We start from the raw sequence: 14801 nt of genomic DNA, 5'->3' as shown, positions 1-14801 counted from the left end.
CCCGTGTATTTTGCGGGCGGCATCATACTCATTGTGGTGGCTCAGCAGCCAGAATACGTTTTGCCTGATCGTCAGTCAGTGGATAGTCGAAAAATTTCTGATAGAAATCACGGGTCTGACGAACCATATCCAGCCCAGGGAATAATGCAGGGTGCAGTAACCGGGCTGCCCACTGAATTTGCAGAGCAGTTTCGGTTCCGTAACGATCCCAGGGGAAAACCCCTGACGGATTGCGCACCACATGGTGTTGTTTTACGGCACGTAACTGACTAAATATCGCCTGATACGGAGACTGTTCCAGCGTTCCTGCCGATGCATCCAGAATAATGTAATCCGGTTGCCAGGCAAGTACCTGCTCAGGGGTAATCTGCTTCATATTACCGTCAACACTTGCAGCGACATTTCTGCCACCCGCCAGTTTGATCCAGGTGTCAATCAGCGTATTACGCCCGTCAACTTTCAGTGGTTTCAGCGACTGAATATGTAACACTGTCGGGCGCTGTTGCTGGCTCAGTCCACTGGTTTTCTGACTGATCATTGAGATTTGTTGGTTCAGGTAACGGTTATAAGCTTCCGCACGCTGACGGGTTTGTGGCGTCCCCACTACCGCAGCCGTGGTTAGCAACGAACGTTCCATCGACGGAAAATCATCAAAATTCATCATCAACACCGGAATTCCGGCCTGACGGTAACTCTCTGCTGCCGGATCATTTTTTGGTACAAATACTACATCTGCATGTCTTAATACCAGTGCCTCGCTGGAAAACTCATGCCCCGGCGTCTGGAGCGCGTTATACAGAGAGGGCTGGACTTTAAACATCCATGGCCGATCTTTAGGATGGTTTACCGTAGCAACGATACGATCCCCGGCACCTAAGGTCATCAGCAGTGAGTGATGTGCGAACCAGCCATCGGCAATCCTCAGGGCGCTGTCTGGCACTGTGACCTGGTGCCCTGCGTCATCCGTGACCGTCTGTGCTGCCACCCACGGACTGGCACACAAACTGAACAGCAAAGTGGCTAAAGCCGGGAGTTTACCCGGCAATGTAGTTTTTATCAAAATTGCACCTGCATAGAGACTTCAGCCATCCGCGGTTCCCCCAGATAAGCACTCGCATAACCCGCTCCGGTATATCCGTTCAGACCACCTGGCACGATATTGGTCCAGTAATGGCGGTTAGTCAGGTTAGTGATATCCACCCGGAAGGTTGTTGCTTTCGCAAACAGGTGGGTTTTCCATGAGCTCCCAAGATCAACCGTCGTATAACTGCCGACCCAACCGGAGTTCGTATTATCAGTGCTGCGCCGCCCGACATAGCGAACTCCGGCGTGCACTTCAGAGCCATACAATACCGGCAGATCATATGAAGCGAACAGGCTGGCAGTATAACGGGCCAGACCAACCACCTGCTTATCGCTGGTAGTGGTACTCGCCGTATCCAGCAAACGCGGGTCAAGCCAGGTCATACCACCGTAGATATGAATACTTTGGGTCGCATCACCTTCGGCCATTAACTCCAGACCCCGGTTGCGTTGTTCACCATCCAGTCCATACACCCCATCACTATTGGTATAAGCGAACGGACGTTTAATCTGGAACAACGCAGCGGTCAGCAGCATCCGGCCTACCGCCAGTTTACTACCGGCTTCAATTTGTTTGCTGCGGTAAGGTGCCAGAATGTTACCTGCGTTAGAAGCTCCGGTAGGTGCGGTATCCCCCTGCTGCAGGCTATCGGCATAAGTCACATACAATGTCAGAGGATCGACAGGTTTGTACAGCAGGCTGGCAGAACCACTGAAACCACTGTCAGAAGAATCGCTGGTTCTTGTTCCGCTGGCTCCGTAGTTTGAGGTCGCTAACTGGCTTTCACTTCCTGCCAGGATGGTGCTCCACTGCGGTGAAAACGTCAGGGTGTCGCTTAACAACAGTGATGTCTGGGTGGTACTCGCCGAGTGATAACGATGAGTAAAGTCAGGATAATCAGGCTCTGCAAACGCTTGTGGATTATCCAGTGAGGCGCTGCCCAGAGTATATGTTCCCCCCGACACCGGGTTATAGTTCTTCCACGAAAAACCACGAATCCCGGCAGAAATCTGATGAGTCACCGACCCGGTTGCTTCTTCGCCACTGATATTCGCCATATAGCTGTTAATCGTGAAACGACTGGCCGTACTGGTCGAGGCGGTAGTGGTGTAATCACCGGCATTATTGGTCAGCGTATTGGTGACGGCCGTAGATTCACGATCAGCAATCTGACGTAAAAAACCAACCTCGCCGAGCCAGTTGCCATTGAAGTCGTGTTTCAGATGAATACCGGCTGTCATCGTGTGATTGTTATCACCGGCATACGACTGGCCAAGATGGGCTGTTTTCGGATTCGGGGCAGAAGGGAAAGAAACGCCATTGGCCAGCGCAAATTTCCCCGGCAGACCTTTATCGTAATAATGGTAATAACTGAAATTGGTTTCCAGCAGTGTCTTATCAGTCAGGTTAGCATCCAGCGCCAGGCTGAACATCTGGCGGCGGATTTTACTACCTTTCACATAGCCGTCGCCTTCATCATCCAGCACATTAGCCCGGTAGCGAATTCTGTCATTACTGTCGAGCGGACCACCAAAGTCTCCGGCCAGTTTATGGGTCAGACCTGTCCCTCCGCCAACGGTAATGGAATGATATGGGGTATCCGTACCGCGTTTTGACACGAAATTAAACAGCCCTGCCGGGTTTGCGGGTCCATAGAGTGATCCTGCCAGACCATCAAGAACTTCGATATGATCAAACTGTTCAACCGGATAATCAGTCGTCGAAACTACATTCAATCCATCGATCATACTATTTTGTACAACGCTGCCTTGCATCCCACGGGTCTGTGGCCGGGCACCATCGCCTTGTACCGATGGCATATAACGGTACAGTTGATTAACGCTCTTTAATTGCTGAGCTTTCATCATCGGTGCAGACAACGTTTGTACCGACCATGGAGTATCTTTGACGCTGGTTTTTCCCAGATTACCCAGAGTTGCCTGCTGTTTGGTTGCATCAGCACTGTTAGCCGGCTTTGCTTTTACCACCAGAGTTTGCCCGGGGTTCTGAACAGCCGCCGACGCTGAGATACTTGCCAGTAATGAAAGACATAACAGACTTTTTTTGCCCTGAAAATCCTTACCCGTAAACATTATTTTTTCCGCTACTATTTTTATTTTTAATTATTCCCGAAACAAACGGTTGCCACTGCTTTTCGGGAGCCGAAAAAGGAATATAACGCTATGTAGTTATTTATATAACGATTAAATAAATTAAAACGTTTCAGAATGTATATTGGTCGCCACTACTTTATCTGATAAAAAAATCCGAAGGCGATTTCTGATGTCTGGAGCCGTTGCCTGATGTGGTTGAAACTCATCACGGAGAGCCGGCGGCCTGACCAAATGCCGGTTTGCATATTTCCGCCTCGCTTTGCCTCTGAGAAATACAACCTATTATTTTGTATAATCCGGCCCGGTCAGAGCCACTGATTCTGGCTAAAACCCGTACAGAAACGATTCCCGGGGGAACGTTTTTATCTGTAGCAGAAACAACTGTTGGGATATCGAAAAACAGGTAAACAACACGCAAAAGCGATTGAAGTACAGACAGCACTTCACAGATTCTATGGCGGACTTAAATTTTGAGGAGTTCATCATGAAAAAACTGGCGATTTGTCTTACTGCTCCACTGTTACTGGTCTCTGCATTGTCTTATGCTGCGCCGGGCCCACAGTCTGATGACCACCATGACTTTGAACATCATATGCACGGCGGTATGCATCCTCCGCATCCAATGCCGGTTTACGCTGTGACCGAAACAACCTCAACACCTGCCGAAACACTGAAGAATCTGGTGTCTCAGGTGCCTCAGGTTGATGCCGGTAAATACCAGGTAAAAATTGAAGTGCTGCCACTGCCACCGAAGCCAGAAAAACCTGCAGGCGCACATTAATTTAATGCGTTGTAGCTGATCTGTAGTGTTGTGTTATGCCTCCGCAGGCAAATCCGGGGGCATACTCAGCCCTGCAGGTCAGTGCTGTTGCGTAAGGTATACAACTCTATTGCCTGATTACGCGTCAGGCGCATACTGGCCTCACTCATAATTATCGACCAGACAGTCCCTTGTTGTTGTCGGTAGAATGCTCTTAACGAATCAAGATAACGGTCGCGATAGGTTAACCATGCGCGCTGTGACATTTTCATTGCTGCTTTAAATTCCGGCGACTGACCATCAGTCAGCAACCGGTACTGCTGGTTTAAGGCTTTATCCCAGGACTGTTCAGCAACGGAATAACAGTCCACGCTATCAAGCGTACTGACGGCTTTCTGACCACACTCTTTCAGTGAGTTGTCAATCGATGCAGCAAATTCCGGTTCTGCCATTACCGGCAGAGAGAAAAAAAGCCCGCTCAGCATGATCATTTTCAACTTCATCACCACTCCCCCGAAAATTACCGGTTATAGTCTTTACCAGACCCGACTATAGTTTCAGTCAATAATAGCTTACGGATATTCAAAGGTAACTTCATGCACGATGACTTTCTGGCTCCCGGCCAGTCACTGACAACCGTCGCTATAGATTATCCGCATGGGGCCGGAGAACCCGCACATAGCCATCGCAGCTGCCAGCTTATTCATATCCTCAGTGGGTTGGTCAGAGTCACTACCTCTGCCGGAGACTGGCTGGTCCCACCGGGCCGGGGGGTCTGGTTACCCGCCAGAACCCGTCACAGCCTGAAATTTACCGGCCGTGTGCAGGCCAGAACTTTATTTGTCGATCCACTGGCTCGTGCTGATCTGCCAGCTCAGTGTCAGGTAGTACAAATCACCCCGCTGCTCAGAGAACTGATTAATGCATCACTGGGTATTTCTGCCAGTTTTCCTTCTGGTGGGCGCGATGAACGAATTATAGAGTTAATTCTGGACGAGCTTCGGATAATGCCAATATTGCCACTGAATTTACCCGAGCCCGGCGATCCACAATTGCTGGCATTGTGTGAAGAGATTAAACAGAATATCTCGGAAAACTACGAACTCGAACAGGTTGCCAGCCAGCTTGCGATTAGCGGCAGAACTTTGTCGCGCCGCTTTCAACGCGAAACCGGACTGAGTTTTAGTGACTGGGTAAGACGGGCGAAAATAATTGCAGCAATGAATGCACTGAGCCAGGGGCATTCGGTACTGGAGGCTGCCCAGGAAGCCGGATATGACAGTCCGGCAGCCTTCAGTGTTATGTTTCGACGCGTACTGGGCGTCTCTCCCAGTGAATACAGTGCTCCACCAGCACAGACGCCCGTCTGACTCTGCCGTCAGGCAGAAACACCTTTAATGCTTTCCAGCTGACCACAGGCATTAAACAGAGCCTGCAAAGACGCCGCTGAAACATCGTTATCAATACCCACACCGATTAAACGTTCACCATTACCAGACTGACAGCTCACATAGGCCACCGCACGACTGTGGCTTTGATGCCCCAGTGTATGCTCATCGTAATCGCCAATCTGTGCCTGGATATCGAAACTGTGGCATACAGCATCTACCGCCGCAGACAATAATCCATTGCCACTGCCACTAATCTGACGTTGTTCCCCCTGATATCCAACCGTGGCAGTGAAATGGCGAATATCCCGTTCATCACTGCGAATTTCATAGCTCAGCAGTTCAATCACGGGCTGTTCACTCAGACCGTAACTCTGGCGGAACAATCGCCAGATATCGCCACTGCTCATCTCTCTGCCGGTAGCATCAGTTTCACGTTGTACCACTTTACTGAAGTCAATCTGCACCCCTCGTGGTAATTTCAGACCATGGTTCTGCTCAAGCAACCAGGCGGCTCCGCTCTTGCCAGACTGACTGTTCACACGAATCACTGCTTCATAATTACAACCGACATCCAGGGGATCCAGCAACAGATAAGGAATTTGCCATGGCTGGTCCGGATTTTGCTGACGAACAGCAAATCCTTTTTTAATCGCATCCTGATGAGAACCTGAGAACGCAGTAAACACCAACTCTCCGGCATACGGATGACGGGGATGTACAGGCAACTGATTACACTGTTCTACCAGTTCAACTATCGCCGGCAAATTACTGAAATCTAAACCAGGTGAAATACCCTGGGTATAGAGATTCAGCGCCAGAGTTACCAGATCCACGTTACCGGTACGTTCACCATTACCAAACAGGCAACCTTCAACACGATCGGCACCTGCCAGCATCGCCAGTTCAGCACTGGCCACTCCGGTGCCACGGTCATTATGCGGATGAACACTGATGGACACCTGTTTCCGACGGCTAAAATGACGGCAGAACCACTCAATCTGGTCGGCATAGACATTCGGAGTATTGACTTCAACGGTCGCAGGAAGGTTAATAATCATCGGCCGCTCGTCGCTGGGATCCCAGACTTCAGCTACGGCTTCGCATACTTCCAGCGAAAATTCCAGCTCAGTAAAACAGAATGTCTCCGGGGAATACTCAAAGGTCCAGCGGGTTTGTGGATATTGCTCCGCCAGACGGCGAATATGCTTCGCACCTCTGACCGCCAGTTCCCGGGTCGCCGCTTTATCCTGATTAAATACCACCTCACGGAATAACGGAGAAGTTGCGTTATAGAGATGGACAATCGCCTGAGGAACATCTTTCAGCGCTTCAAAGGTTCGCTCAATCAGGTCATTACGTGAAGGCGTCAGAACCTGAATAATCACATCATCGGGAATAGCATTTTCAGTAATCAGACCGCGAACAAAATCGAAATCCGTTTGCGAAGCAGAAGGGAAAGCAACTTCAATTTGCTTAAAGCCGCAGTTAACCAGCATTTCAAAAAACTGCCGTTTACGCTGATTATCCATGGGTTCAGCCAGTGACTGGTTGCCGTCACGCAAATCACTGGAACACCACTGTGGAACTTTGGTCAATGTATTACCGGGCCACTGGCGGTCAGGCAGATTGACGACAGGATAGGCCAGATATTTTTTTGACGGGTCAGCTAACATAATTACTCTCCATTTCGCTCAACATCAGAATATGCAGTGAGTATGATGCAAATTGCCGACAGCTGCGCCGCGTTAACTGACAGTCATCTTTGCATAACGGACAATTTCCCCTGTCATCACGCAATTCAGACAAAAAGAGCAGTGCTCAGACAGATAATTACCGTATGCTCAGCAAACGAACTAAAGTTCTGACAAGGAATAATAATGATGAATAAGATTACCCGGGTCGCTGATGGCCAGTTGTATGACGCCAACCATGACCCGGCGATTCTGGCGTTGAGAACGCATGTAAAGCAGGCCTGCGCCCGTTATAACCAGACTCCGGCCGAAGATATCAATTTAAGATGCCGGTTGTTAAAAAACCTGCTTGGAAAATGTGGCCCCAATATTATTATTGAGCCGCCATTCTATTGTGACTACGGTTCGCATATTTTCCTCGGCGAAAATTTTTATGCTAATCACAACCTGATTATTCTTGATGCCGCCAGGGTCACCATTGGTGACAATGTATTTATCGGCCCGAATGTCGGGTTGCACACGGCGGGTCACCCGTTGGATTATCAGACCCGAAACCAGGGACTGGAATATGCCCTGCCAATCACTATCGGTAATAACGTCTGGATTGGGGCCGGTGTGAATATCGTACCTGGTGTATCGGTGGGGGATAACAGTGTGATTGGCGCTGGCAGTGTGGTGACTAAAAATATCCCGGCTAACGTTGTGGCAGCGGGTAATCCCTGCAGAGTTTTGCGTGAAATAAGCCAAAGCCCGGTAAGTTAATCACCGGGCTATCTGAAGCTGGCAGTTCACCAGATTACTGGCTGTGAGCTTCAGTCGAAATGGTCAGTGTTACCTCATCAGCAACCGCCGGTATAAACTGATCCAGTTTAAATTCGGAGCGTTTAAGTGTGGCTGTCGCATCAAACCCAACGGCAGGCTTTTTGAGCATAGGTTGTTCACCTAATTTATTCAGTGTAGCGTGCAACGTTACTGGTTTAGTAATCCCTTTCAGCGTCAGATCACCATAAACATCATATTTATTGTGGCCTTTTGCGACAACTTTGGTGCTGTGAAAAGTGGCGGTCGGATATTTAGCCACATCGAAATATTCATCGCCGCGAAATTCTGTAGTCAGAGCCGGAACATGCGTATCAATCTGACTAACTGGAATTGTCACATCCAGTTTGGCCTTAGCCGGGTGTTGAGGATCAAATACCAGAGTTCCTGACGTAGATGGAATATTTGCTGTCGGGTGAGAAAAACCGAAATGGTTCCAGGTTACAATAACTGATGTATGATTAGGGTCCAGCTGATAGGTCAGTTCCTGTGCATGTGACAGAGGAATATACAAACTGGCTAATGTAATCAGAGGTAACAAGGCTTTATTAAATCTCATCAAATACTCCGGGTAGTTAAGTGGGATGTTTAATTATGGATTTAAATATCTGTTAATTCCGACTTTATTCATAGTCAATATTTTTGCTAACTTTCATCAAATTCTTTCAGTAATACCAACAGTAAATAATAACCCACAAAAACCTTTATCTGATGATGCAACCTAATAAAACGCATTCCTGCAATCACAGTTAATATTTTTGTAGGCTTCCATTAAATTCACTCAGTAATACCAGTAGTAAATAATAACTCACAAAAACCTTTTAGCTGATCTGACAGCGTAATAAAGCGTAAAGTTTAGCCAAAAGTCTCACCCTGTAATGTCAGCACTACAGTACGACTTCCGCCATGATTGCGGTGCTCACATAAATAAATCCCCTGCCAGGTACCTAAATTCAGTTGCCCATGAGTCACCGGTATCATCAACGCCGGTCCCAACAGGCTGCTTTTCAGATGCGCAGGCATATCATCACTGCCTTCATAAGTATGCTGATAATACGGCTCGTTTTCCGGCACCGCATGATTAAAAAACCGTTCAAAATCACCTCTGACTGTCGGGTCAGCATTTTCATTAATTGTCAGAGAGGCGGATGTGTGTTGAATAAAAATATGCAGCAACCCGGTCCTGATTTGCGCCATATCAGAAATAGCCCGCTCTATTTCTGCAGTAATCAGGTGAAACCCCCGGCTACGCGGAGCGAGTTTTACGGTTTTTTGAATCCACATAAGCTTACCTTTCCTGAAAGAGTTCACTGACAGGGTAACATTACCAGCAGTCTCAGTTAACCTCCGGATAGTGCATTAACAGCTACCCAGATCCCTGCTCTCCTGAGGGCCGGCAGTCTGGCGGGTCAGCTCATGGCAGCGATAAATTCTGTCATCGCGGAGTTCAAAATGCGCCATTACTTCAAACTCACTGACCTGCCCGTTGGCCTGAGTCACTATGACCTGGTGGCGGGTAAATACATTCTGTGAGGATTCAGCACTCGCGATGATTTGTAGTTTCATCTGTCGGCTATGATGTTTCAGCCTCTGCAAATGGCTTACAAACTGCTGGTAGTTAAGTATTTTACCATCAACACACTGCTGATATTCGGGGCTAAAAAATTGCAGTAACGCAGACTCATCATGTCCGGGACGAGTAATCACAGTCTCTAATGCCTGGCTGACCAGTTTCAGCGGGTTATTCATTTCAGTTCCTCAGTAAACAGACAAAATCAGCCTCGCACAGAACTGCCATGACCTGTTAACCTGATTAGGACATAAAATACGGATAACCGGCCATGTTAATTTTCCGCGACTTTAAGTATGAAAAACAGCAATGTACAGACTGGCATCAGCACAGTTGTGGCCAGCTCTACTATCCGTTAACCGGAACAATGATGACAGAAACCCACACTGAAAAATGGCTGGTTACCCCGGGGACTATGGCCTGGTTTCCATCTGGTACAGTACATCGTTCGACATCCGGCAGTCAGGTATCAGGAATCAATATCTATTTTCAGACAACAGACAAACTGTGCTGCCCCGAGATACCCCACCTGTTTCGCGCAGGGACATTTATTCCCGGAATACTGGAAAGACTCCGTGATAACTCCAACCAGCAATACTGCCAACTGGCCCTTGCTCTGCTGGCCCATGAAATTACCGCTGCTCCGCCACTGCCCCATCATATTGTTTTGCCAGAGGATCGCCGGGCCAGAGCAGTTGCCATGTTCATTATCGCTCACCCGGATTCATGTCTGACCCGGACAGAACTTGCAGAGCAACAGGGGCTCAGCGGAAGAACCCTTAGTCGGTTATTTCGCCAGCAAACAGGGTTGAGTTTCAGCCAGTGGCGACAACAGACGAAACTGGTTTCCTCTCTGGAAGCCGTGTTGGCGGGTAACAGAATTGAAGGGATTGCCGAAAACTTTGGTTATGCCAATACCAGTGCTTATATCGCAGCTTTCCGACAGCACTTTGGACGGACGCCGGCAAAATTCCGACAATCAGCATAACGGTCTTAGTACGAAACAGGACTCCGTAGACCAGTATACGCAAATGTCGTTTGGTACTAATTTCAGTGACCATTGTCGAAACTGTATTCCACCGAATCCGGGTAAGCACAGCCGCCCATCCCCAAATACTCTGTGCCGGGTTTACGGGTGTAGTGAAATGGCACAAAGAAATCGAATTTAGTAATCTGAACATCGGCAGGATTAATAATTATCTCGTCACGGCTCAACAGATACCATTCCCCGCGGGTTTCACGTTTTGCCATCAGATTATGGATCACTCCTTCGACAACACGCTGAGAGGTCAGCTCCGGGCAGGCACGCTGGTCTTCGTCCCGCCCGTTCATCATTTCTGCGTACCAGGTTCCCGGCAGCGAAGCCCCAACCAGAAACAGGGTCGTCAGACTAAACAGCACGATAATCAGCAGATTTTTCATTCCACAGACACAATCAGTAATAACTGTTAAGTTACAGCATAGCAGTGATTACCGGTACGGGGTGTGTAACGGGGTTTATCTGGCACCTGAAGGAACAGTGTCCGGCATAATATGGGCTACCGGCCACCGGGATAATCTAAAAATTAGCCTGCGCTAAAATATCTTTGAGTGCCGCAAAGGCCTGCTGTGCCACCAGACGAGGTTCCTGCGCTTTTAACTGATCATTAAATACTTCCAGTCCGACAGGCCCCTGGTAATTCAGTTCGGAAAGACGCTGTAATAATGTTTTTACCGGCAAAACACCTTCTCCCGGCAATAAGCGGTTATGCCTGGCAACTGAGATTAGACGGTCAGGTGATGGAATTTCACTGACATCGGACAGTTGCACCAGAAAAATTTTTTCTGCCGGAATCTCGTTCAGATCATCGGCAGTTCTGTTCAGAGCAAAAATATGAAAAGCATCAATCACCAGCCCTAAAGCAGGAGAATTAATTTCACGTACAATCTCCCAGGCCCGGGGTGTGGTATGGATAAAAGTACTCCAGCTCATAGCTTCATAGGCAATTCGCAGGCCTCTTTGCACTGCCTGTTCCACCAGCCAGCGCAAATCGGCAATGATATTGCCCTCGAGGCAATCGGCTGATGTATTTGCCGGAACCAACACTGTCTTCGCCCCGACAAGTACCGCAGTATCCAGTATTTCCAGTGCCTGCTGGCATTTACTTTCCCGCTGAGAGGCTGAAGCACCATCAAAATCCAGTAATACCTGATAATCGGTGAGTGTCATCTGTGACTTTGCCAGCCATTGTTTCACCTGATGAGCATCACCTTCTGTTTGCCAGATATCCTGCTGCCACAACTCAATCTGAGCAAATCCGGCCGCGGCCGCAGCTTCAATTTTTTGCTCCGTCGTACCACCCAACAAAATGGTATTCAGGAATAACTTATTTTTACCTGCCATTCGATCCTCCCGGGCAGAGTTTTATTATCGTCATGAAATAAAAAAACACACTCTGTAAAATTTCAGTAAGATATAAAACACCTGCCAGATAGTCTGTAATATATTTATTGCATCGGGTAACTGATAAGTGACCGCACAATAAATATCTCCGTGCGACAAACCGCATTACAGACCATAAAGCGTTCAGGTAAAATGTCAAACACTTAACAAAGATATAATAATGACAAAATCTTTCCGGGCACAAAACTATCCATACTGATGTGAATAAAAAACAATACCGCTTATTTTCTGAGTAATTCTTCAAGTCTTGTTTCGAAAATCCCGGATGATGAACATTCCTGTGGTTTCACTTTATCGTTTCCATCACTGGCTATTTTCCCGGCCAGGCCACTCACCTGAATCATCACATGACTTCCCTCTGCCGCCGCCCAGACCTGAGTCACCAGACGATAATGCAGAGTGAGTTGCTCAGGGGCCTGATATGACCCGCAATCTAACCATTTTCCTGCCAACCCAGGAGCATCACCACTGGCGGCTATAATACCATTGTTACTATCCCTGACAGTGGGTGTCACACCTGCCTGCTGATAATAACGGATAACCACTGCTATCAGTTCCTGCGGGGTGCGGTTTCCGATGGTTAATGTTTGCACAGATGCATCCATTCCTGTCGAGTCAGGGGCTGTGGTCTTATTTTCCTGACCTTCGCTTTTTTCCGGACCGTAAATATTAATACAGCCACATAACAGTAGCACCGACAGTAAAATTATCCGTCTCATAAAAAGTTACCGGTAATAAAGTGTGGTACAACCTGCAAGGGTAATGCATATCAGTACCAGTATAAAAAACTTATATTTCATCAGTGCCCCCGAAAATTTGATTACTCATATTCACTCCGGTGATGCAGGTTATTTAATCAATAACACAGTCGCTTTCCGGTTCCTTCCTCCAAAATACCGAAGTCATCAGATTACAAACAGCTGAAAACACCTGGTAATGATAGTGAGATATACAGATTGACCCGGCAAGTGCTGTTCCGGCTCCCTGTAGCCCCTCTGATTCCGGTAACCTGAAGCCAGTCATCAGGTTAACTGCTGTTAAAATCGCCAGTTTTTATATTTTTTTTACGGCTTCACCTGTGTATTTTTACCCTTTTTTTTCCTGTGAAATTCTACACTCGTCAGCTGTTAATTCTGCCCCGGAGAACGGCAATGACAGCTTATATTGTGGGTGGCGTAATACTGGTGATCCTGCTTTCGGGTTATCTGATTTATGCTCTGATTCATGCGGAGGAGTTCTGATGAATACCTCTGTAATTTATTTACTGGCAGCTTTTATGATTATTCTGCTGCTACTGGCAAAACCGCTGGGTAATTTTATCGCGTTACTGATAGCGGGTGCTCCCGGAAAACCGGTTGTCATTCTGGAGCAATGGGCCGGACGGCTCACCGGGATTCGCGATAGCGAAATGAACTGGCGCCAATATCTGTCTGCCTTGCTGCTGATTAATCTGGCAGGACTGGCGGTACTGTTCACTATTTTGATGGCTCAGGGCTATCTTCCGCTTAACCCTCAGCATCTGCCCGGAATGAGCTGGCACCTGGCACTGAATACAGCGGTCAGTTTTGTGACCAACACTGACTGGCAGGCTTATGCAGGTGAAACTACCCTGAGTTATTTTAGCCAGATGGCCGGACTGACAGTACAGAACTTTCTGTCAGCAGCTACCGGAATTGCCGTCGCTTTCGTACTGATACGGGCATTAAGCCGGCGTGAAACCCAAGCCCTGGGCAATGCCTGGTACGATTTGCTACGCATTACACTGTATCTGCTGTTGCCACTCTCATTCCTGCTGGCGATATTCCTTATCTGGCAGGGGACATTACAAAATTTCTCAGCTTGTCTGCCGGTCACCACATTGCAGGGATTGCACCAGTGTCTGCCTATGGGACCCGTCGCGTCTCAGGAAGCAATTAAAATGCTGGGAACTAACGGTGGTGGCTTTTTTAACGCAAATTCTGCGCATCCCTTCGAAAATCCAACTGCCCTGAGTAATTTTGCTCAGATGCTGGCTATTTTTCTTATTCCGGCCGCGCTCTGCTTTGCTTTCGGCAAATCCGTCAGGGATAACCGTCAGGGTCACAGTCTGTTATGGGTGATGAGCCTGGTGTTTATTCTCTGTGCGTTACTGGTTATCCACGCCGAATGGCTGGGTAATCCTGACCTGCTGACACAAGGTGGGTTGTCTGCGGCAAATATGGAAGGTAAAGAGAGCCGCTTTGGAATCACGGTCAGTTCTCTTTTCACCGTGATAACCACCGCAGCATCCTGCGGGGCAGTTAACGCGATGCCAGATTCATTTACCGCGATAGGTGGAATGGTCCCGCTTTGGCTGATGCAGATTGGTGAAGTGATTTTTGGCGGTGTCGGTTCCGGCTTTTACGGCATGATGCTGTTTGTATTGCTGGCGGTGTTTATTGCCGGGCTAATGATTGGACGCACGCCGGAATATCTGGGGAAAAAAATTACTGCCCGGGAAATGAAACTGATTGCACTCGCCATTCTGGTGAGTCCGGCATTAGTCCTGGCAGGTACCGCTCTGGCACTGCTGACTGGCAACGGACAGAGTGCCATTCTTAATCCCGGGGCGCATGGATTTACTGAAATTCTCTATGCCCTCTCCTCTGCCGCCAATAACAATGGCAGCGCTTTTTCCGGGCTCAATGCTACCACTCCGTTCTGGAACATTCTGCTCGCGTTTTGCATGCTGGCTGGCCGGTTTGCCGTGATTATCCCGGTGCTGGCAATCGCCGGTTCCCTGGTGGTCAGGAAAAGCCAGCCGGCAGGTCCGGGAACACTCTCATCCTATGGTCCGTTGTTTATCGGCCTGCTGACCGGCACCGTGATGCTGATTGGTGCACTGACTTTTGTTCCTGCCCTGGCATTAGGCCCGGTGGCAGATTACTTATCCTCACACTAAGTGAGCCGG

16 protein-coding genes are annotated in these 14801 nt (G+C 48.4%); 6 read left to right on the top strand and 10 right to left on the bottom strand.

What is annotated here, in order from left to right:
- Positions 1-28 precede the first annotated feature (28 nt).
- Both A7K98_RS05860 and A7K98_RS05855 read right to left on the bottom strand, forming a co-directional pair.
- A complete protein-coding gene (locus tag A7K98_RS05860; protein ID WP_407703103.1) occupies positions 29-1057 on the bottom strand; it encodes an ABC transporter substrate-binding protein in 1029 nt (342 codons plus the stop codon).
- Positions 1057-3177, bottom strand: coding sequence for a TonB-dependent receptor (locus tag A7K98_RS05855; RefSeq protein WP_087487716.1), 2121 nt, complete (start codon positions 3175-3177; stop codon positions 1057-1059). Before A7K98_RS05855 ends, A7K98_RS05860 begins: the two co-directional genes overlap by 1 nt.
- 505 nt (positions 3178-3682) lie before the next feature.
- Between A7K98_RS05855 and A7K98_RS05850 the strand changes: the two genes are divergently transcribed.
- Positions 3683-3979 carry a hypothetical protein gene (locus A7K98_RS05850; RefSeq protein ID WP_087487715.1) on the top strand — a complete coding sequence of 99 codons (297 nt, stop codon included), beginning with the start codon at positions 3683-3685 and terminating at the stop codon, positions 3977-3979.
- A gap of 65 nt (positions 3980-4044) precedes the next feature.
- Here A7K98_RS05850 and A7K98_RS05845 read toward each other — a convergent pair whose 3' ends face one another.
- Positions 4045-4461, bottom strand: coding sequence for a lysozyme inhibitor LprI family protein (locus A7K98_RS05845; protein WP_087487714.1), 417 nt, complete (start codon positions 4459-4461; stop codon positions 4045-4047).
- 93 nt (positions 4462-4554) lie between these two features.
- Here A7K98_RS05845 and A7K98_RS05840 point away from each other — a divergent pair, with 93 nt between their 5' ends.
- A complete protein-coding gene (locus A7K98_RS05840; protein WP_087487713.1) occupies positions 4555-5328 on the top strand; it encodes an AraC family transcriptional regulator in 774 nt (257 codons plus the stop codon).
- 8 nt (positions 5329-5336) lie between these two features.
- On the opposite strand, the gene leuA is transcribed toward A7K98_RS05840, so the two are convergent.
- A complete protein-coding gene (leuA, locus tag A7K98_RS05835; protein ID WP_087487712.1) occupies positions 5337-7022 on the bottom strand; it encodes a 2-isopropylmalate synthase in 1686 nt (561 codons plus the stop codon).
- Between the two features lie 207 nt (positions 7023-7229).
- Here leuA and A7K98_RS05830 point away from each other — a divergent pair, with 207 nt between their 5' ends.
- A complete protein-coding gene (locus A7K98_RS05830; RefSeq protein ID WP_087490382.1) occupies positions 7230-7802 on the top strand; it encodes a sugar O-acetyltransferase in 573 nt (190 codons plus the stop codon).
- 34 nt (positions 7803-7836) lie between these two features.
- On the opposite strand, the gene A7K98_RS05825 is transcribed toward A7K98_RS05830, so the two are convergent.
- From A7K98_RS05825 to A7K98_RS05815, 3 genes are all read right to left on the bottom strand, one after another.
- The gene (locus A7K98_RS05825; protein WP_087487711.1) at positions 7837-8418 is read right to left on the bottom strand and encodes a YceI family protein; all 582 of its coding nucleotides are present in this window, start codon (positions 8416-8418) and stop codon (positions 7837-7839) included.
- A 296-nt stretch (positions 8419-8714) separates the two neighbouring features.
- Positions 8715-9143, bottom strand: a complete 429-nt coding sequence (locus tag A7K98_RS05820) for a secondary thiamine-phosphate synthase enzyme YjbQ (RefSeq protein ID WP_087487710.1) — start codon at positions 9141-9143, stop codon at positions 8715-8717.
- Between the two features lie 75 nt (positions 9144-9218).
- A complete protein-coding gene (locus A7K98_RS05815) occupies positions 9219-9608 on the bottom strand; it encodes a nuclear transport factor 2 family protein (RefSeq protein WP_087487709.1) in 390 nt (129 codons plus the stop codon).
- Between the two features lie 92 nt (positions 9609-9700).
- Between A7K98_RS05815 and A7K98_RS05810 the strand changes: the two genes are divergently transcribed.
- Complete coding sequence (locus tag A7K98_RS05810) at positions 9701-10417, top strand: AraC family transcriptional regulator (protein ID WP_087487708.1); 717 nt, start codon at positions 9701-9703, stop codon at positions 10415-10417.
- 62 nt (positions 10418-10479) lie between these two features.
- Here the strand turns inward: A7K98_RS05810 and A7K98_RS05805 are convergent, their stop codons facing one another.
- The 3 genes from A7K98_RS05805 to A7K98_RS05795 all read right to left on the bottom strand — a co-directional run bounded on the left by A7K98_RS05805 (position 10480) and on the right by A7K98_RS05795 (position 12591).
- The gene (locus A7K98_RS05805) at positions 10480-10851 is read right to left on the bottom strand and encodes a hypothetical protein (protein WP_087487707.1); all 372 of its coding nucleotides are present in this window, start codon (positions 10849-10851) and stop codon (positions 10480-10482) included.
- 136 nt (positions 10852-10987) lie between these two features.
- Positions 10988-11812, bottom strand: coding sequence for a sugar phosphate isomerase/epimerase family protein (locus A7K98_RS05800; RefSeq protein ID WP_087487706.1), 825 nt, complete (start codon positions 11810-11812; stop codon positions 10988-10990).
- Between the two features lie 281 nt (positions 11813-12093).
- A complete protein-coding gene (locus tag A7K98_RS05795) occupies positions 12094-12591 on the bottom strand; it encodes a hypothetical protein (protein ID WP_087487705.1) in 498 nt (165 codons plus the stop codon).
- 432 nt (positions 12592-13023) lie between these two features.
- On the opposite strand from A7K98_RS05795, the gene kdpF reads away from it, so the two are divergent.
- Complete coding sequence (gene kdpF, locus A7K98_RS05790; protein ID WP_038018986.1) at positions 13024-13113, top strand: K(+)-transporting ATPase subunit F; 90 nt, start codon at positions 13024-13026, stop codon at positions 13111-13113.
- On the top strand, positions 13113-14792 hold the full coding sequence (kdpA, locus tag A7K98_RS05785) for a potassium-transporting ATPase subunit KdpA (protein ID WP_087487704.1): 1680 nt from the start codon (positions 13113-13115) through the stop codon (positions 14790-14792). Before kdpF ends, kdpA begins: the two co-directional genes overlap by 1 nt.
- The last annotated feature ends 9 nt before the right edge of the window (positions 14793-14801 follow it).

Origin of the sequence: Tatumella citrea (genome assembly GCF_002163585.1) — a bacterium.
Taxonomy (GTDB): Bacteria; Pseudomonadota; Gammaproteobacteria; order Enterobacterales; family Enterobacteriaceae; genus Tatumella; species Tatumella citrea.
Note: the sequence above shows the minus strand (reverse complement) of the source record. Positions and strands in the feature narration are given on the sequence as shown.

Bases quoted from the DNA above. Each gene is read 5' to 3' on its own strand.
- A7K98_RS05855 (WP_087487716.1), bottom strand. From the start codon at position 3,177: ATGTTTACGGGTAAGGATTTTCAGGGCAAAAAAAGTCTGTTATGTCTT.
- A7K98_RS05850 (WP_087487715.1), top strand. From the start codon at position 3,683: ATGAAAAAACTGGCGATTTGTCTTACTGCTCCACTGTTACTGGTCTCT.
- A7K98_RS05845 (WP_087487714.1), bottom strand. From the start codon at position 4,461: ATGAAGTTGAAAATGATCATGCTGAGCGGGCTTTTTTTCTCTCTGCCG.
- A7K98_RS05840 (WP_087487713.1), top strand. From the start codon at position 4,555: ATGCACGATGACTTTCTGGCTCCCGGCCAGTCACTGACAACCGTCGCT.
- leuA (WP_087487712.1), bottom strand. From the start codon at position 7,022: ATGTTAGCTGACCCGTCAAAAAAATATCTGGCCTATCCTGTCGTCAAT.
- A7K98_RS05830 (WP_087490382.1), top strand. From the start codon at position 7,230: ATGAATAAGATTACCCGGGTCGCTGATGGCCAGTTGTATGACGCCAAC.
- A7K98_RS05825 (WP_087487711.1), bottom strand. From the start codon at position 8,418: ATGAGATTTAATAAAGCCTTGTTACCTCTGATTACATTAGCCAGTTTG.
- A7K98_RS05820 (WP_087487710.1), bottom strand. From the start codon at position 9,143: ATGTGGATTCAAAAAACCGTAAAACTCGCTCCGCGTAGCCGGGGGTTT.
- A7K98_RS05815 (WP_087487709.1), bottom strand. From the start codon at position 9,608: ATGAATAACCCGCTGAAACTGGTCAGCCAGGCATTAGAGACTGTGATT.
- A7K98_RS05810 (WP_087487708.1), top strand. From the start codon at position 9,701: ATGTTAATTTTCCGCGACTTTAAGTATGAAAAACAGCAATGTACAGAC.
- A7K98_RS05805 (WP_087487707.1), bottom strand. From the start codon at position 10,851: ATGAAAAATCTGCTGATTATCGTGCTGTTTAGTCTGACGACCCTGTTT.
- A7K98_RS05800 (WP_087487706.1), bottom strand. From the start codon at position 11,812: ATGGCAGGTAAAAATAAGTTATTCCTGAATACCATTTTGTTGGGTGGT.
- A7K98_RS05795 (WP_087487705.1), bottom strand. From the start codon at position 12,591: ATGAGACGGATAATTTTACTGTCGGTGCTACTGTTATGTGGCTGTATT.
- kdpF (WP_038018986.1), top strand. From the start codon at position 13,024: ATGACAGCTTATATTGTGGGTGGCGTAATACTGGTGATCCTGCTTTCG.
- kdpA (WP_087487704.1), top strand. From the start codon at position 13,113: ATGAATACCTCTGTAATTTATTTACTGGCAGCTTTTATGATTATTCTG.